A 17,995-nucleotide genomic window follows, 5' to 3' on the forward strand; every position below is an offset into this window, starting at 1 on the left:
CGATCCGCCGAAACCCTACGGGCAAATATTTTGTTTCCCTTTTGGTCGAAACGGAAACGGAGCCGATGAAGAAAACGGGTTCTGCTGTAGGAGTTGATGTGGGGCTAAAGGACTTCGCTGTTCTATCTGATGAGACGGTTTACGAAAACCCTCATTTCTTCCATACGCTGGAGAAGAAACTTGCGAAAGAACAACGCAAGTTGTCCAGACGAAAAGAGCAGGCCATTAAAGACGGTCGGAGGTTGTCCGAGTCAAAGAACTACCAGAAACAACGCATCAAGGTGGCGAAGATACATGAAAACATCAAAAGCAAGCGACGCGATTACCTGCACAAACTTTCCACCGAGATTGTCAAAAACCACGACATTATCGGGATTGAAGATTTGTTGGTAAAAAATATGGTCTTGAATCGCAAACTGGCCAAATCCATTTCTGAAGTGAGTTGGGCGGAATTTCGTGCCTTGCTGGAATACAAAGCAAAATGGTACGGGAAGGAAGTTGTAGCGGTTGCTCGAAACTTCCCATCTTCTCAATTGTGTTCAGGATGTGGCCACCAAAATAAAGCCGTTAAGAATCTCGCTATTCGTGACTGGAAGTGCCCGGAATGTCACGCCCGTCATGACCGGGATATTAACGCAAGCATGAATCTGAAAAACGAGGCGTTGCGAATCTTAAGCCTCCAACCGTAGGGACTACGGGGATAGCCTAATTAACATCCGACCATTAGGTTGGAGTTCCTAGGAATCTCCATCTTCAAAATCCAAAGGATTTAAGGTGGAGTAGTTCAAACTGCCAGTATACTAGATAAAATTTGAAAAAAGCGTCATTTCAATAAACGTTCACAAATTCGCATGAAAAAAGGCACCCTGTAGAAGAGTGCCTGGCCCCGTCCCAATCAAGCGAACAATGCGCTCAACGGGCCTGCCGGTAAATAGATTCCAAGTGCAATCGTCACGACCAGGAAAATGACCAGCGCGATGACGAGGTTGCGCCCTGTACCTTTTTTACGCTGTTTGATCAGTGCCATCTCCATGAGGCCGATTGTAATGAGGCCCGCAAGGAATTTAAGTCCGTACATCATCTGATCGCCGCTGCTGAAGTCGAGGAACAGCATGAGACCAGTAAAAAGGATGATCAGATAGATCAATCTGAGGACCATATGCAGTGCTTTTGAATACTTGGATTCGCCATCCGGACGATCGATTGAATTATACGTGATGATGAATAGGATGATCGCCAGGACGAGCGATGTCAGGTGCAAGTGTATCATTTAATCTTCCTTTCAAATATGAATCAACAATATCTTATCATATTTCAGGAGAGATTACTTATCAATATATGTCGTCAATGTGCCGATGCCATTGATGGATACACGCACTTCATCCCCCGGCTGCAGGAACTGCGGTGGATTCATGCCGGCACCGACGCCGCCCGGTGTCCCTGTGGCAATGATGTCCCCCGGCTCGAGCGTGACATATTTGGAGACTTCAGCAATCAATTCATCGAGTTTCAGCACCATCTCGCGGGTGCTGCCATCCTGGCGGATATCACCATTGACCTTGGTGACGATGGCCGTCTGCTCAGGGTTCGGCAGCTCGTCCTTTGTGACGATGAACGGCCCCATCGGGCATCCGCCCTTCAGGCTTTTGGAAAGGAACGCCTGATGATGCTCCCTCTGCAGGTCGCGGGCAGTGATATCGTTGATGATCGTATAGCCGTATATATAATCGAGTGCCATGGAACTCTGGATCTTTTCCGCACGCTTTCCGATGACGACGCCAAGCTCCCCTTCGTAGTCCAGTTCGCTGGTGATGTCCTGATGGCTTGGGATCGTCGCCTCGTCACCGACCAGGCTGGTCGCCGCCTTCGTGAATACATACAGGTTCTGCACTTCGTTGTTCAGTTCTTCAGCGTGCTTCCTGTAGTTCCTGCCAAAGGCGATCACATTGTTCGGTGGCGTCACCGGTGCACGGAATGTAATTTCATTGAAGGGCGCCTTGTACTTGTCGGCCTCTCCTGAATCCTGTGCTTTTTCCACTAATTTTCGGACATGTTCCTGGAAATCCAGCGTGTGGTATTTTGAAATGCCTTCAAGCAGGGTTTTAGGATAATCCGCTTCATCCCCGAATGCTTCAAACAGTTTCGGAAGGATCCAGGCACTTTCCTCACGCTTCACTTTGACGCCGTAATACGTGTGATTCCCATAATCAAATGTTAAAAATTTCATGGAATACGCTCCTTATGTGTGTATTTACTTCATTATAACAGACAATGCCTATCTGGTGATTCCATTTTCAGAATTATTCGCAAATAAATCCTCGATGCTCCTGATCCGGTACCGGTGCATGACAGTGGCAAGCACCATCACGAAAACATGGATGACGAGCGCCGTCCAAATCATGGTGGAAACCTCCATTTCGCCATACAGACCAGCACCGATTCCATAGAATATCAGCATGAACACGATGTTGGAGAGGATATACAGGGTCAGTGCATATCTGCCCGTGCGCCTGAACACTTCCAGGATGCCGGACGGCACTGCGACCGTAAGGTACAGCAGGAACAGGAAATAGCCGAGGGCGAGTACAGGCCCGCCGAAGTTCTCCGCCAGAAGGCGGCCGCTGTAGCTGCCGAGTGTCAGCACCTGGATCATCTTGACCGCCATGCCGCCGCCGGCAAGTACGATGAACAGGATGATGTGCATCACCGGATTCGACCGTATGAAGCGGACGATATTGAGTTTTCCGAGACTGATGCCCACAAGCAGCCATGGCAGTACGGTGAACAGGAGCCCGTACATTTCACTGATCACGTTCCTTGAGAACAGTTCGATGTTCAGTGCAATGATTGCGAAGTAGTCCGTACTCCTGAAGACACTTGTGAACTCCTGTACATCCTGCAGGGCCGTATAGATGATGTCCGTCGGCGAGCCGATGCTCGCAAAGAAGCCGACAAGGACGTTGGCAGCCAGATGGAAGAGGAACAGCAGCATTCCGGAAATGAGGGGTACCGCCCAGTGCGTCTTCAAAAAGAGCAGCGCAACCAGTGCCATCAGTGCCAGGCCGGGCAGGAAGTCGAAGGCGAAGATGAAGAATGTCTGGACGATGCCGAGTGCCAGCACGAAAGCCGCCACTTTGGCAAGGTTGCCGATGCCGTAATGCCTGAAGGCGTGGATAAGGTAGCCTGTGGCAAGGGCCACAAGCGGCACGATGGCCCCGCCGATGAAGATGTCCAGCACCTGGAAGGTGCTCAGATTGCTGCCGCTCAAGTATTCATATGGGTTCAACGCTTCATAGGGCATCATGAAAAAGAGGCCGTTCATCAGCAGTACACCGAAGAACAGGATGCCGAGGATGATGCTTGAACGTGTGCTTTCAGTTATCAAATTTAATCGCTCCATAGTCAAAGAAATATAGGTATACCGTAACATCTTTCCTGAGCGCCTGCATTATCGAACGCCTGTAGATGTCCATCTGCGTACGGTACCGTTCCACGAGGTCCGATTCAGTCAGGCCGGTGTGCGCCACCCGGTCCGTCTTATAGTCGATGATGACGAATTCATCATCCATCTCAAGGAGTACATCGACGATCCCCTGGACCATCTGCCGGTCGAAGTCGGAATAGCCGATGGCCTTCTGGTTCATGATGAACGGGATTTCCGTGTGGATCGACTGCTGGCCTTCGAGCAGTTGCCGCATCGTTTCATCCGCCAGGAACTGGTGGATGTTTTGGATCATCTGTGTCTGGTGCGCCGGGGTGATCAGTGGATCGTCATCCGTATGTTCCAGGATCATCCGTTCGATGAACGTCGCCTGCGATTCCTCATCCAGCGCGCGGAGGGCATCGTATCGGTTGAGCAGATGCATCATCATCTGGTGCATCATCGTTCCGAATACCGGCGCATCGAGCGATTCGCTGCGGAAATTCGGTGCACGGAAGTTCGGCGTGCGGTCGTGCCGGATGACGGCACTGTCATCCGGCGGCGTCTCATTCCGGCGCTTGATCTCCGTCACGGACTCCTTGTATACCGTCTCGGTCGCCTCCCTGTGCGGATACTCGTGAAGGATGCGTTCCTTCAGCAGCTGGTTCCCGCTGATCTTCAGATTTTCCAGAGTTTCAAGGGAGGTGTATTCGACGGCCTGCGGTTCCGCCTCCACTTCTTCGATATGATGCACCTCGAGTGCATCCATCGGCGTATTGACGAGCACCGGTGCCAGAAGATCCTGGATGCTGCGGATCGAGAGCCTGTCGTCTGCATGGACCTTGCCGCCTTCATAGGTGAACTTCTCCTTCATCTCCCCCTTGTAGACGAGCGGGATGATGAGCTGGTCGATGGCCCGTGTCAATGCCACATAGACCAGACGCATCTCCTCACTGATGCGCTCCTGCTGGATCGTCTGCTTGACGACCTGGGCATGGATGCTCGGCAGGAGCACCTGGCGCTCAGGTATGAAGCGCTTGAAGGCGATGCCGCCGTCCGGATGGATCGTCACCTTCTTCGTGACATCCATCATGTTCAGCTGCCTGTGGAGGCCGGCATAGATGACGTAGTTGAATTCGAGTCCCTTCGATGCATGGATCGTCATGACACGGAGCGTATCCGCATCATCGGAGACCGTATTCTCCTCCCCGAAATCCTGGCCGTCCTGGATCATGCGGGCGATGTAGGTGATGAACTCATATAGGGAAAGGTGGGACATCTTCTCGAAATCCATCGCCTTCTCAACGAAGCCGTTCAGGTTGGCACGCCGTGTGAGGCCGCCCTTGAGGCCTGCGAAATACTCCAGGATGTTGAGCTCAAGATAGATTTCATCGATCAGTTCGGGCACACTCATATACCTTGCATAGTCCTGCAGCGTCCGGAGCGTATCCAGAAACTCCCCGATCTTCTTCATCACGAGTGCCGGGCCCTCATAGCTGACGAGGGCCTCATACATGTATTCGCAGTCGGAATCGGCACGGATGTGGGCGATGTCATCCTCAGAGAAGTTGAACATCGGCAGCCGCATGACACCGACCAGGTGATCATCCTGAAGCGGATTATCGACGATGGACAGGAGGCTGATCATCGTACGGATCTCCAGGGTATCGAGATAGCCGGAACGGTTGTTGACGAATACCGGCAGCTCCGCTTCGGAGAGGAGCTTGCGGTAGGCTTCGTTATCCCGCGTATTCCGTGTCAGTATGACGATGTCCCGGTAGTCCGCACCCGATTTCCTGAGATGCTTCACCACCTGGACGATATGGAGTATCTCCGCATCCTCCCCCTTGCCCTCGGCATCCTCGATGATGTGGCATTCCGAGGCGAGCGGCGGGGCATCCAGGTAGTTCCCCTGGACGAGCCGGTGGGTCTCATCATATTCCACCTCCCCGACCTCCCTGTCCATGATGCGTTCGAACACCGCATTCGTCAGGTCGATCACTTCCCCCCGGGAGCGGAAGTTGTGGTTCAGGCTGATGACCCGGCCGCTGCCGGGCTCCCGGAAGCGTTCGGATTTTTCGATGAACAGGGACGGGTCTGCCTGCCTGAATTTGTAGATGGACTGTTTGACATCCCCCACCATGAACAGGTTGCCGGTCGCCTCATCCCCGCTTTTCAGGGACTGGATGATGGCCTCCTGGACACGGTTGATGTCCTGGTATTCATCGATCATGACCTCCTTGAACCGGCTCTGGTACATCGAGCGGACCGCGCCGTCAGATGCATTCAGGATGGCCAGTGCATAATGTTCATAGTCGGAGAAGTCCATTTCGTTGCGGGAGAGCTTCTGTTTGCGGAAGCGTTCGATGACTTCCAAAACGATGCGGATCAGGGTGTTGCTGTAGCCGTTCAGCGGGGCGAGTTCATCGCTCACACGTCCGAGCGTATAGGCTGGTGTTTCCCTGATTTCCGCATAGCGCTTCTTCACGCGGTTCTGGACTGCGAGCAGTTGTGCCTTGGCATCCGGATCGTCGATGTTTTTGATGAATGCAGAGCGGCCATCCTTGAGGCTGAACGTCGGCAGTTCCACCGGCCGGCCTTCCCGGTTCTCCTCCATCGCGCCCATGACGGTGCGGCCGAGCCCCTCGATGGCATCGAAGGCATCCCGCACCTGCGTTTCCTTGATCGATTCATGCGTCACCACATGATAGTGGCTGCGCAGCTGGTCGATATCGGCCATCAGGGCCTCGAGCTTCAGCTTTACGTTGTGGTTGTGCGCATCCAGAATGGCCTGCAGGTGCGCTTCATTCAGATACTGGTCGATGTTCCCCTCCAGATAGCCTTCCGGATCGGGGCTCGCCACGGCCGTATAGTACAGGTCGCGGATCGTATTCAGCAGCCCGTCATTGTTCTTGTCGGTCGACAGCATCATCGACAGCGTGTTGAAATCCTCCGCCCCTTCCGCATAGTAGGATTCGAGTACATTCGATATCACCTGGTCCAGGCGGATCTTCATCTCGACATCCCCGAGTGTCCGCATGTCCGGGGACAGGCCGATCGTATTGTAGTGCATCTGTATGAGGTGCAGGCAGAAGCTGTGGAGTGTGGAGATATGCGCCTCCTTCAGCTTGAGCATCTCGGTGTAGATGGCCGGGTCCCGCTTCTCCCCATACGCCTTGCGCAATGCCTTTTCGATCTTGTCCTTCATGTCCCGTGCGCTCATGTTGGTGAAGGTTGCGACGAACACTTCATCGATGCTGTAGCGGCCTTCGAGGATCTTGCGGATGATCCGTTCGACCAGGACCGTCGTCTTGCCGCTGCCCGCCGCTGCGGCCACCAGCACGTCCGATCCTTCATATTCAATCGCTTCAAGCTGTTTATCTGTCCACTGGACCATCGATGGATACCTCACTTTCAAATAGGCTGACTGCTTCCTCGTCCAATTCGTTCTTCCTTATATCCTGGCGGTTCATCAGTGCATCGATGTGGCATGCGGACTTGAAGTCGCACATTTCACATGCGAGCCGGGTGTTTCCGGCGTCCGTCGCCATCGGTGATGCGAGCACTTCCCCGCCATATATCTCATCCGTTGCATTCCTGTACATATCCATGATGTGGTCGGCATAATGCCGGAAGAGTTCCGGACTGAAGTACTTGCTCCGCGTCCGTGCATTGATCTTGCCGTTCTTCGATACGGAGATCGGCAGATACCTGTTGTATTCCTTGAAATCATCGAGGTCCGCAAGCATTCCGCGGATGCCGATCGATGTTTCATCGAGCTGGACATCATATTCCGCGTGCTCATTGATGAATACGCCGTCCGGCCGCATGCGCTTCTTGTGCTCGGCTTCTGCAGCTTCGAGTGCCGCTTCATCATCGAGCGAGAGCAGCGGATCCCTGACCGGGAAGAAGAGCATGCTGTTCGGCATGATCTTCTCCTTGCCGAAATGTCTCCTCCCCTGGTCCATCAGCACATGCATATAGGTCATCATCTGCAGCTCGAGTCCATTCAGCACCCCTTCACGCGAGATGCTCCGGGTGCTCGACTTGTAGTCGATCAGGTTGACATAGGCCCCGTCCTTCGTCTCGTACATGTCGACGCGGTCGATCTTCCCGCGCAGATGGATCTTGTAGCCATCATTGCTCGTCAGCGTGACCTCCTCCATCGGGCTGTCCCTGAAGCCGAATGACAGTTCGACATCGGCGATCCTGTAGTGCCCGAGCGATTCGATGTCCTTCATGAACATGAGCAGTTTGATGATGGCGTCGCGGGCCCTCGATTTAAGGGATTTATAGTAGCCGGTATGTTCGAATATGCCGAACTGGATCGCCTGTGAAAACCGCTCGATGGACTCGGCCACCTGTTCGCGGATTTTTTCGTCCGGATGGCGCAGCGTATAGTCGAGCGATTTGACGACATCATAGAGCACCTCGTGATACAGGTTTCCGAGTTCGAGCGGCGCCACCTGATAGGGTTTACGCACCTTGAGCTTCAGGCCGTATCGGCTGAAATGCTGGAAAGGGCATCTGAAGAACGATTCGAACCGTGAAACGCTGGCATTCATCTCAGGGGTATAGAGCGCCACTGCCGCCTCGCGCGTCAGTGGCTCCGCCCGGTTGTCATAGGTCAGGTTGCGCTTGAGGCGCGGATACACATCGTGCCAGCGCTCCTTCATCAGTACATGGTAGGCCTCGATCCATCCCCTGTACTCCGGCAGCTCAAGGAATTCTTCCGGTGTTCTGACGGGGGCCGTCATCATCTCGCGCACTTTCAGGTGCAGGAGCGGTTCCATGCTTTCTATCGATGTGATCAGACGGGACGGATTGAAGCGGTCGTATTCCGCAGTCCGCCTGTATTCATAATTTTTCACCCGCGCCTCCCCTGGGAGCAGCTCCTCGAGGAATGGGCTGATTTTCGTGACTTCCCCCGATGGCAGGGTGCTCGACCAGCTGAGATAGAGCCCCTCCGTCGCACGGGTCACACCGAGATAGAAGACGAACCGCTCATCCTGTGCAAGGGTTCTCGAGCTCGGCGAGAGCTCGATGTCCGCATGCTCGAACACCGTCTTCTCCTCATCGGAGATGATTTCCGTATTGCGGCTCTCACGCGGCATGACATCCCGGTTCAGGCCGATGATGAAGATGTATTTCTTGTTCTCCACCTTCGACAGGTCGAGGGAACCGACCATCACCTGGTCGATCGTTGATGGCAGCAGGCTGAACTCCGCGTTCCTAAGCCCATCGATGAACGTCTCGTAGAAGAGCGCGAACGGCACCTGTTCATCATCGAATACCGTATAGGCATCATCAAGCAGACGGATGAACATGTTGTAGGCCTGCTCGGTCTCGTCCCGCGTCTGTATTTCGTTCCTTTCATCGAGTGCCTCCATCTCTTCGGCAAGCACATCGATGATGCCCTCATCCACGATGAAATCATAGATGACGCTGATGTAGTCGCGCACGGTGCCATCCTTCCTGAATTCCCTGAACACTTTTTCGAGCTTTTCGAGCACCGCATTCTTGAAATCGATCATGCCGGCATACGCATCGCTCCTGTCCACCCGCCTGATGCCTTCATCCGTCACCTCGGTGTGGTAGCGGAACTGCTCATCATCGAAAAGGGCGGAACCGCCCAGGCCGCGCTCCAGCACAAAGTTCTCGAGCTGGTCGATGTAGTGCCGCTCGGACGCTTCGCACAGATAGCCCGTCTTCAGCACGTTCATGAATGCACCGAATTCATAGTTCCTCATGTAGCACTCGAGGAGGCTCATGATGAACTGGATGAACGGGTGGGAATGCATCGGCACTTTCTGGTCGATATGGTAGGAGATGCCATACCGGCGGAAGACCGACTGGATCACCGGTTCATAGTTGGCATCCCGGTAGAGCACACCGAAATCCGTATAGTAGGCCTTGCCGTCGAAGACGAGCGATTCGATCTCCCGGGCCACATCATTGACCTCCTCCAATACATTCGGCGCCTCGGTGAAGACGACGCCGTCATAGTCGTAGATGGATTCGCTCTGGTCGAAGTACCGTTCGACCTGGATGAGCCCATTTCTGCTGGAGCGCCTGAAGTCCTCCCCGAAATGTTCGAAGGAGAGCCTGTGGTCGCCCATGTAGTAGCGCAGGCGTTCGATGACGGAATCCGTCTTTCTGAAAAGCTGCTTGTTCGTCCCCTGGTGGGTCAGCAGCAGGTTGATTTCCCTGACCCGGGTTTCAAGCGCCTGGATCAGCGCGAACTCGCTTTCCGTGAAGTTGTGGAAGCCGTCGATATAGATGACGGCATCCTCGAGCGAACGGATCGGAGTATCCGAATACAGCAGGTCGATGAACTGGTCCGCCAGGTTGATGTCCTCGATCTGGAGTTCCGTGATGCGCTCTTCCCAATTGCGATAGATGAGCTCGAGGTCATGCATCTTGTCCTGGATCCGCCCGGACGGTGTCTCGATGCGCCCGAAATCATCGGGTGATACGCGGTAGGCGCGGAATTCGCTCAGCATGTCCAGCACCTTTCCGGAGAATTTTATGTACTGTGCACTGTCGCGGTAGAAATCGAACTCCGACTTCATCTCATTCATCATCTTATGGAGCAGCATGATATGGCCGCTCTCCGACAGGGCATCCCGTGTGGAATGGCCCGTCTCATTGAAGATATGCCACATCAGGCGTGCAAAACTGAAGACTGCGGTCCGCAGGCTTCCGACACCCGGGTTCTCCCCCGTCGGGTTGGTGATGATGTTCTCATACCTCAATGTGTTCTGCGTAGGGGTGATGATATAGATGCTCGAACCGAGCGGCGCCTCACTGGTGATGGCGTCTATCTCATCGAACATGCGCTGCGTCTTTCCGGTGCCGCTGATTCCCGTCCAAATGTTGATTCCCATATGCTTCACTCCTTATGAGTAGACAAAAGACACCCCGCGGGGTGCCTTTTTATTCAAAATTTAATGCAATCCTGTTGAATGGCCAGAACCTGAGCTGTACTTCCCCGACGATCTGGGATTCATCGACCATACCAAAGTCGCGGCTGTCGCGGCTCAGCGGCCTGTTGTCGCCAAGCACGAGATACTGCCCTTCCGGTATGGTATCCCCCTCGACCCCAAGGTCCTCGAGCGTAAAGTTATCCATGTACGAATCTGTCCTGTGCGCCACGTAATCCTCTTCCAGCGGCTCGCCATTCACATAGACCTGCTTGTCCTCCATCGTCACCGTATCCCCGGGCGTACCGATGATGCGCTTGACATATGCAGGGCCCGCTTCCGAATGGAAGACGATGATGTCACCCGTTTCATATTCGCCGAAATTGTCCACGAACTTGTTTACAACCACACGGTCCTCGTCTTCAAAGGTCGGGTCCATGCTGAGCCCGTCCACTGTATAGGAGACGAAAAGAAATGACCGGATCAGGACGATGAGCACGACAGCTATCAGAATCGCAACAAGCCATTCGCCTATTTCCTTCTTCATTCAACTTCACCCCTGTTTCTCTAGTTTACGGTTTATATATTTCTGGTACCATTTCGAGAAGAAATAGAGTACCACAAGGAATATGACTGACAGCGTCAACTGCAGCGGTGAAGTGAAAAATGATGTGATGTCATATCCGACGATTGACATCAGCAGGATCATAATCGCTTTTGCTACAATCAATATAGATAAGTATACGGTTTTTCTCATGTTGGATAAAGCTGCGATTACATTGATGACAGAACTTGGCGTAAACGGCAGGGACAGCAGGATGAGCAGAAACGAGAAGCCCTTCAGGTCGATGAAGGCCAGCATCTTCCTGAGCCGCTCATGCTTCATTATATACCTCTGTGCCGGTTTTCTGAAGAAATACCTGACTGTGAGGAATACCAGATAGCTTCCAAATACGGTAGCCGAGTAGCTCGACAGGAAGCCCAGTACGAAGCCGTACGAATTGATGTTGATGATGACAATGGCAAATAGCGGAAGGAAGGGAAGGAAGGCCTCGGCCATTGCAAGCAGGAAGCCTACGATGATCCCGAGCGCCTCCACCTCTTCGAACAGTGACTCCAACCCTTCCTGGGTCGTCAATTTTTCCAGCAGTGTTTCCAGTTCCACACACATAACCTCGCACATTTAATAAAGGCTATATTACAGTGTAATATAGCCTGAGTATCTTCCAATTATATAATTTTTATTTGAGTCTGTCATTCAATTGTTTTCGCAGGTCCTCAAATCCTGATTTTCCGAGGAGTGCAAACATGTTCTGCTTGTATGCCTCCACACCCGGCTGGTTGAATGGATTGACACCGAGCAGGTATCCGCTCATCGCACAGGCGATTTCAAAGAAGTAGACCATATACCCGAATGTATATGCATCAAGCTTCGGCACACTCACAATCATGTTCGGCACGCCACCGTCCACATGGGCAAGCACCGTCCCCCGCATGGCCTGGTGGTTTACCTCATCCACCGTCATGCCTTCGAGGTAGTTCAGGCCGTCTAAGTCCTGTTCTTCGGCCTCAATCACCACATCGCTCTCGGGCGTCTCCACATTGATGACCGTCTCCATGAGCATGCGGCGTCCCTCCTGTATATACTGGCCGAGCGAGTGGAGGTCCGTCGTGAAGTTGGCACTATGGGGCAGGATGCCCTTGTTGTCCTTGCCTTCACTTTCGCCGAACAGCTGCTTCCACCACTCCCCAAAGTAGGAGAGGCGCGCCTCATAGTTGATCAGCATCTCCACATCGTACCCCTTGTTGTAGAGGGCATTGCGGACCACTGCGTACTGGTATGCCGGATTCTTTTCAAGCGATGCTTCCGAGAGGTCGCCCATTGCATCCTTTGCACCTTCCATCATCTTTTCGATCTCGATGCCTGCAGCCGCAATCGGCAGCAGCCCCACTGCCGTCAGAACCGAATACCTGCCGCCGACATCATCCGGTACGACGAACATTTCATAGCCTTTTTCACGTCCGAGCGTATTGAGTGCACCCTTCTCCTTGTCGGTCGTCACATAGATGCGCTCTGCCGGATTGTCATATTTCTCTTCAAGCAGCTTCTTGAAGACGCGGAACGCAATCGCAGGTTCGGTCGTCGTGCCGGACTTGCTGATGACGTTGATTGAGAAGTCCCTGTCCTTCAGATGGTCCTTGAGCTCATTCATATAGTGGCTCGAGAGCTGGTGCCCTGCGAATATGATTTCGGGGCCGTCCTGGCCGAATGTCGGCGTCAGCATCTCAACCGCCGCCTTCGCGCCGAGGTAGGAGCCGCCGATACCGATGACAACGAGCACATCGGAGTCCGAACGGATCTTTTCTGCGGACTGCTGGATGCGTGAGAATTCTTCCCTGTCATAGTTCTCGGGGAGGTCCACCCAGCCGAGGAAGTCGCTTCCGGCGCCCGTGCCCTTGTGGATCATATCATGTGCACTTGAAACGAAAGGCGCGAGTCCCGACAGTTCCTCTTCACTCATGAATGATGATGCATTTGAATAATCGAATTTAATATGTGTCATAGGTATCCTCCAATTGGTTTATCCATCATCTTTTATTGTAGATAAAAACAGGAGCCCATTTCAATTATTTTGTCGCATTTGCCGCAATATCCCTGTTTTTGGGGATGAGCGACTGTATTTCCTCCGCCTTTCCTTCATGCAGCAGATTGACGATGCGGCTGCCGACGATGACACCGTCGCAGTGTGCACCGATCTTCTCGGCCTGCTCGGCATCATTGATGCCGAAACCGGCACATACCGGCACATCACTTTCCCGGCTGATCTTCTCAAGGTGGTCGTAGAGGGAGTCGACGAAGCCTTCCCTCACGCCCGTCGTGCCGTTGACCGTCACTGCATAGATGAACCCTTCAGCGCCTTCGATGACTTCCTTGATGCGCGCTTCGGAACTTGTCAATGTGATGAATCGGATCATCGCAATGTCATATTTCGCAAGGGGTGCGCCGAACTCGCGCTCCTCCTCCAGGGGCACATCCGGAATGATGACGCCTGAGACGCCCGCCTCATGTGAAAGTTCTGCAAAGCGTTCGGCACCAAGACGCAGCACAGGATTGGCATAGGTCATGATTACGACCGGGATGGATACCTCGTGCTTGATCCGTGCAAGTTCCACCAGCACCTTCTCAAGTGTGACGCCCTGTGACAGTGCGCGCTGGCCAGCTGCTTGTATGGCCGGGCCGTCAGCAACGGGATCTGAAAACGGGATGCCGAGCTCCACGATCGATACACCGGATGCTTCAAGCGACTGTATCTGCCCCTTCAGATTCTGGAGACCGCCGTCGCCCGCCATGATATATGCGATGAACGCCTTCTCGTCCTGTGCCTTTAGTGTGCCGAATGCCTTTTCCAATTCAAATTTGCTCATAGTTCCCTTCCTTCCTCTCTTGCCTTGATTTGTGCCACGTCCTTGTCTCCGCGTCCCGACAGACAGATGACCAGTGTTTCATCCGGTGACATCCCTGCCGCCATCTTCACTGCATGGGAGACCGCATGGGCACTCTCGAGCGCCGGGATGATGCCTTCGGTATGCGACAGGAGTTTGAAGGCTTCAAGTGCCTCCTCATCCGTCACATGCTCGTATTCCGCCCGTTCGATATCCTTCAGGTGGCTGTGCTCCGGTCCGATGCCCGGGTAGTCCAGTCCGGCTGAAATGGAATAGGCCTCCTGCACCTGCCCCGCTTCGTCCTGCAGCAGATGCATCTTGGCACCGTGCAGGATGCCGATGGATCCTTCATTCAATGAAGCGGCGTGCTCGCCGGATGGTATGCCATGGCCGGATGCCTCGACACCGACAAGACGGACCCCACCGTCATCGATGAATGGATGGAACATGCCGATTGCATTGCTCCCTCCGCCGATGCATGCCACGACCGCATCAGGCAGCCTGCCTTCCTTATCAAGCATCTGCTGCTTCGTCTCCTTGCCGATGACCGACTGCAGGTCCCGCACAATCTGCGGGAACGGATGCGGCCCCATCGCCGAACCGAGGATATAGTGCGTATCCTCGACGTTCGCGACCCAGTAGCGCAGCGCTTCATTGACGGCATCCTTGAGCGTGCCCCTGCCCTGGTCGACACTGACGACTTTGGCACCGAGCAGCTCCATGCGGAAGACGTTCAGCTCCTGGCGCTTCACATCCTCCTTGCCCATGAAGACCACACACTCCAGGTCGAGCAGTGCACATACGGTTGCTGTCGCCACGCCGTGCTGGCCGGCTCCCGTTTCTGCAACGACCTTCTTCTTGCCCATCCGTTTCGTGAGCAGCGCCTGGCCGATCGTATTGTTGATCTTATGTGCACCCGTGTGATTCAAGTCCTCGCGCTTGAGGTAGATTTTTGCGCCGCCGGCCTTCTTCGACAAGCGTTCCGCGTAATAGAGCGGGGACTCCCTGCCGACATAGTCCTTCAGGTAGTGGTTGAGCTCCTGCTGGAATGCTTCGTCATACTGGGCAGATTTATATTCCGCCTCCAGTTCCTTGATGGCACCCATCAGTGTCTCCGGCACATACCTGCCGCCGTATTCTCCGTAGTGGCCGTTTTCATTCGGCTGAGTGTAGATCTGTTTCATTTATATGCACACCTTTCATCTGTTCAGTCAATTCGAATATTTTCTTCCTGTCTTTCACACCATCCGTCTCCACGCCGCTTGAGATGTCGACATATGCCGGTGATACGGCTTCATATGCCTGACGGACATTGCCGCTGTTGATGCCGCCTGCGAGAATGAGGCGGCTCTGGTCCACGCCCGGGTGATCGAGGGCCGACCAGTCGAATGTATGGCCTGTACCTCCCCGGTACTTGCCCGGCGGGCTGTCGATCAGTATATAGTCTGCACTGTAGCGGAACATCTCCCGGATATCCGTCTGGCGGATGGAGAAGGCCTTGATTACAGGGATATCCAGCGCTTCTGCATAGTCCCGCGATTCGTCCCCATGCAGCTGGACAAAATCCAGGCCGACCGCCTCGTATATCCGCCTCACTTCATCGATCGGCTCATTGACGAAGACACCGGTACAGTCTATGTCCTGCCCGACGGCACGGACGATTTCACGCGCCTCTGCCACACCGATCTTCCGGCGGCTGTCGGCGAACATCAGGCCGATCATGTCCACCCCTGCCTCCACTGCCCACCGGGCCGCTTCCACCGACTGGATGCCGCAGATCTTGATCTTCATCTGCGCGGCACCTTGAGTGAGCGGATGGCCGCGTCCGGCTGTTCTGCACGCATCAGCGTCTCGCCGACAAGCAGCGCGCTTGCCCCTGCGTCCCGCATGCGTTCGGCATCCGCTTCCGTCTTTATCCCGCTCTCTGCAATGAAGTGCGTGGAGGCATCACCATATTTTGCGAGCAGCCGCTCAGTGTTTGCGATATCCACTTCGAATGTTTTGAGGTCCCGGTTGTTGACGCCGATGAGTTCCGGGGCGATCGCGAGCGCCCGTTCCATCTCCTCTTCCGTATGGACCTCGACGATCGCTTCCAGTCCATAGGTCCCGGCATAGTCGTACAGGCGTTTCAGTGTCCCATCATCGAGGGCCGCCACAATGAGCAGGATGACATCGGCACCATACAGGTACGCCCGGTCGATCTGACGCTCGTCGATGATGAAGTCCTTGTTCAGTACCGGCACGCCGACCGCGCATTTCACCGCCTCAAGATCCCTCATGGATCCCTTGAAGTAGTTCTCGTCCGTCAATACGGAAATTGCGTCCACACCGCCGGATACATACTTTGCAGCCTGCCCTTCCGGCTTGATGCTGATATTAATGTCCCCCCTTGAAGGGGATGCCCGCTTCACTTCTCCAATTACGGCCATCGTGCCTGAGGATTCAATCCGCTCCCTGAAGGAGACCGGCTTCCGGCTCCGAATGATCTGCTGGGCACCCAGTGACTGTATTTCAATGCGTTTATGTGAAATGATTTCTTCAAGTATTGCCGCCATTTTATATCCCGCCTTCTTGTGTGTAGGTAATCAGATGGTTCAATTTCGCCAGTGCCCTGCCGGAGTCGATGCTCTCCCGCGCCTTTTCGATGCCTTCCTCGATCGTCTGTGCCCGCTCGGCACTGAACAGGCCGAGCCCTGCATTCAGCAGGATCGTGTCACGCTGGGCCGGCGTCGCCCGCCCCGAGAGGACATCGAGGAGGATCTGCGCATTTTCACCGCTGTCGCCGCCGGTGATCGCCTCCTTCGAATATGTCGGCAGACCGACCGATTCCGGAGTGAACGTCATATTTTTGATTTCACCGCCATCGAGTATCGTCATATGGTTCTCGCCGAGCAGGGACGCCTCGTCCATCGAACCGGCGCCGTTGATGACTACAGCACGCTTCCTGCCGAGCCTTTTCAGCACCTGGGCCATCATCTCCACCTTGTCCCTGCGGTAGACGCCAAGGAACTGGTAGTCCAGTGACACCGGATTGATCAGCGGCCCGATCAGGTTGAAGATGGTCGGCACCTTCAGGTCATGCCGCACTTTCATGATCTGCTTGATCTTTGGATGGGCATGGGGCGCAAAAAGGAATGCGATGTCATTCTCCTCGAGCAGGGTATCGATATCCTCCGTGTCAAAGGTCAGCGATACACCGATCTCCCCCAATACATCCGAACTGCCCGTCTTGCTTGTGATGCTGCGGTTGCCGTGCTTGGCGACCTTCACGCCCGCCCCTGCCAGCACAAAGGCCGATGTCGTCGATATGTTGAAGCTGTTCGAACCGTCACCGCCCGTTCCGCAGTTGTCCATCACGCCATCGATATGGCGGCGGATCGGCATCGCATGCCTGCGCAGCACTTCGACGAGTGCTGCAATCTCCTCCACCGTCTCGCCCTTCGCCTTCAGTGCCATGAGGAGCGCTGCGATTTCACTGTCGCTGACTGCATCCAGCAGCAGGATCGATACCGCTTCTGACATCTCCTCGAAAGTCAGGTCTTCACGTTCGGATAATTTCGCCAGATATGGTTTCATACTTCTTTTTACTGTTGGATTCACTGCTTCTGATCTCATCATTTATCCCTCCCAGAATATAAAAAATCCTCCATGGACCAATATGGTCTATGGAGGACGATTTCACCGCGGTGCCACCTCGCATTGGGCCCATCCGGACCCCTGCTCTTGCCGCGTAACGTGCGGCGGACGGACGCATTCCGATCAGGCCCATTCATAGAACATGCATGCATCGGTTTCCAGCTTTCCCGACTCTCTGTGCCATGCGGTGCTCCACTACTTGTTCTGATATGCGTTCTCTTCTGTTTTTCTATACAAAAAGGCTCCCCTGTCTCTGAAAAAGGACGGGGAGCCGTGGTGCCACCTTTATTGACCGGTCGTGACCGGTCCACTCGAGATGCGGACGCATCTGCATCCACATCAACCATGTAACGTTGGAAAGACGCCGGTGCCTGAATGATTTCGGCAGCCGGTTATACAGAAGTCCATTCACAAAATCATTGCACCGGTTCGCACCACCCACCGGCTCTCTTCAGCATGGAGAAATTGCTACTTCTCTTCTTCAATCAAAGGCTATTCAATTGATTGAATATTATCATAATACAGTCACTTCACAATTACAACCCAAAATCGAAAAAAACTTTTCCCGACT

Annotated in this window: 13 protein-coding genes, 1 pseudogene and 1 other annotated feature; of the genes and pseudogenes, 1 reads left to right on the forward strand and 13 read right to left on the reverse strand. The window is 54.1% G+C overall.

What is annotated here, in order from left to right:
- Window positions 1-709 (forward strand): annotated as a pseudogene (locus BO53_RS0108765) (RNA-guided endonuclease TnpB family protein); the annotation flags it as partial.
- Window positions 710-895: 186 nt separating this feature from the next.
- Here BO53_RS0108765 and BO53_RS0108770 read toward each other — a convergent pair.
- The 13 genes from BO53_RS0108770 to trpD form a co-directional block, all read right to left on the reverse strand.
- Window positions 896-1,270, reverse strand: a complete 375-nt coding sequence (locus tag BO53_RS0108770) for a YisL family protein (protein WP_031547342.1) — start codon at window positions 1,268-1,270, stop codon at window positions 896-898.
- Between the two features lie 54 nt (window positions 1,271-1,324).
- Window positions 1,325-2,227, reverse strand: coding sequence for a fumarylacetoacetate hydrolase family protein (locus tag BO53_RS0108775; RefSeq protein WP_031547343.1), 903 nt, complete (start codon window positions 2,225-2,227; stop codon window positions 1,325-1,327).
- A 48-nt stretch (window positions 2,228-2,275) separates the two neighbouring features.
- Entirely contained in the window at window positions 2,276-3,385 is a 1,110-nt protein-coding gene (locus BO53_RS0108780) for a DUF418 domain-containing protein (RefSeq protein ID WP_031547344.1), read from the reverse strand.
- The gene (gene addA, locus BO53_RS0108785) at window positions 3,375-6,818 is read right to left on the reverse strand and encodes a helicase-exonuclease AddAB subunit AddA (protein ID WP_031547346.1); all 3,444 of its coding nucleotides are present in this window, start codon (window positions 6,816-6,818) and stop codon (window positions 3,375-3,377) included. The genes BO53_RS0108780 and addA overlap by 11 nt, the downstream gene beginning before the upstream one ends.
- Window positions 6,799-10,308 (reverse strand): PD-(D/E)XK nuclease family protein, encoded by a 3,510-nt coding sequence (locus tag BO53_RS0108790; RefSeq protein ID WP_031547347.1) that lies wholly within the window; start codon window positions 10,306-10,308, stop codon window positions 6,799-6,801. Before BO53_RS0108790 ends, addA begins: the two co-directional genes overlap by 20 nt.
- Window positions 10,309-10,357: 49 nt before the next feature.
- On the reverse strand, window positions 10,358-10,891 hold the full coding sequence (gene lepB, locus BO53_RS0108795) for a signal peptidase I (protein WP_031547348.1): 534 nt from the start codon (window positions 10,889-10,891) through the stop codon (window positions 10,358-10,360).
- 6 nt (window positions 10,892-10,897) lie between these two features.
- A complete protein-coding gene (locus BO53_RS0108800; RefSeq protein WP_245608226.1) occupies window positions 10,898-11,515 on the reverse strand; it encodes a TVP38/TMEM64 family protein in 618 nt (205 codons plus the stop codon).
- Between the two features lie 70 nt (window positions 11,516-11,585).
- Complete coding sequence (locus BO53_RS0108805) at window positions 11,586-12,908, reverse strand: glucose-6-phosphate isomerase (RefSeq protein ID WP_031547350.1); 1,323 nt, start codon at window positions 12,906-12,908, stop codon at window positions 11,586-11,588.
- 64 nt (window positions 12,909-12,972) lie between these two features.
- A complete protein-coding gene (gene trpA / locus BO53_RS0108810; protein WP_031547351.1) occupies window positions 12,973-13,770 on the reverse strand; it encodes a tryptophan synthase subunit alpha in 798 nt (265 codons plus the stop codon).
- A complete protein-coding gene (gene trpB, locus BO53_RS0108815; RefSeq protein ID WP_031547353.1) occupies window positions 13,767-14,972 on the reverse strand; it encodes a tryptophan synthase subunit beta in 1,206 nt (401 codons plus the stop codon). The genes trpA and trpB overlap by 4 nt, the downstream gene beginning before the upstream one ends.
- Window positions 14,944-15,579, reverse strand: coding sequence for a phosphoribosylanthranilate isomerase (locus BO53_RS0108820; protein ID WP_031547355.1), 636 nt, complete (start codon window positions 15,577-15,579; stop codon window positions 14,944-14,946). The genes trpB and BO53_RS0108820 overlap by 29 nt, the downstream gene beginning before the upstream one ends.
- Window positions 15,576-16,343: an indole-3-glycerol phosphate synthase TrpC gene (trpC, locus tag BO53_RS0108825; protein WP_031547357.1), complete on the reverse strand. Its 768-nt coding sequence runs from the start codon at window positions 16,341-16,343 to the stop codon at window positions 15,576-15,578. The genes BO53_RS0108820 and trpC overlap by 4 nt, the downstream gene beginning before the upstream one ends.
- Before the next feature lies 1 nt (window position 16,344).
- A complete protein-coding gene (gene trpD / locus BO53_RS0108830; protein ID WP_031547358.1) occupies window positions 16,345-17,364 on the reverse strand; it encodes an anthranilate phosphoribosyltransferase in 1,020 nt (339 codons plus the stop codon).
- Between the two features lie 316 nt (window positions 17,365-17,680).
- Window positions 17,681-17,918: a binding site (T-box leader), on the reverse strand.
- Window positions 17,919-17,995: the final 77 nt, after the last annotated feature.

This window comes from Salinicoccus luteus DSM 17002 (assembly GCF_000712035.1).
Classification (GTDB): Bacteria; Bacillota; Bacilli; order Staphylococcales; family Salinicoccaceae; genus Salinicoccus; species Salinicoccus luteus.

What these genes read in the sequence shown, in the direction of transcription:
- trpD (WP_031547358.1), bottom strand. Translation starts at nt 17,364, where the DNA reads ATGAAACCATATCTGGCGAAATTATCCGAACGTGAAGACCTGACTTTC.
- trpC (WP_031547357.1), bottom strand. Translation starts at nt 16,343, where the DNA reads ATGGCGGCAATACTTGAAGAAATCATTTCACATAAACGCATTGAAATA.
- BO53_RS0108820 (WP_031547355.1), bottom strand. Translation starts at nt 15,579, where the DNA reads ATGAAGATCAAGATCTGCGGCATCCAGTCGGTGGAAGCGGCCCGGTGG.
- BO53_RS0108800 (WP_245608226.1), bottom strand. Translation starts at nt 11,515, where the DNA reads ATGTGTGTGGAACTGGAAACACTGCTGGAAAAATTGACGACCCAGGAA.
- BO53_RS0108805 (WP_031547350.1), bottom strand. Translation starts at nt 12,908, where the DNA reads ATGACACATATTAAATTCGATTATTCAAATGCATCATCATTCATGAGT.
- trpA (WP_031547351.1), bottom strand. Translation starts at nt 13,770, where the DNA reads ATGAGCAAATTTGAATTGGAAAAGGCATTCGGCACACTAAAGGCACAG.
- lepB (WP_031547348.1), bottom strand. Translation starts at nt 10,891, where the DNA reads ATGAAGAAGGAAATAGGCGAATGGCTTGTTGCGATTCTGATAGCTGTC.
- BO53_RS0108790 (WP_031547347.1), bottom strand. Translation starts at nt 10,308, where the DNA reads ATGGGAATCAACATTTGGACGGGAATCAGCGGCACCGGAAAGACGCAG.
- addA (WP_031547346.1), bottom strand. Translation starts at nt 6,818, where the DNA reads ATGGTCCAGTGGACAGATAAACAGCTTGAAGCGATTGAATATGAAGGA.
- BO53_RS0108775 (WP_031547343.1), bottom strand. Translation starts at nt 2,227, where the DNA reads ATGAAATTTTTAACATTTGATTATGGGAATCACACGTATTACGGCGTC.
- BO53_RS0108770 (WP_031547342.1), bottom strand. Translation starts at nt 1,270, where the DNA reads ATGATACACTTGCACCTGACATCGCTCGTCCTGGCGATCATCCTATTC.
- trpB (WP_031547353.1), bottom strand. Translation starts at nt 14,972, where the DNA reads ATGAAACAGATCTACACTCAGCCGAATGAAAACGGCCACTACGGAGAA.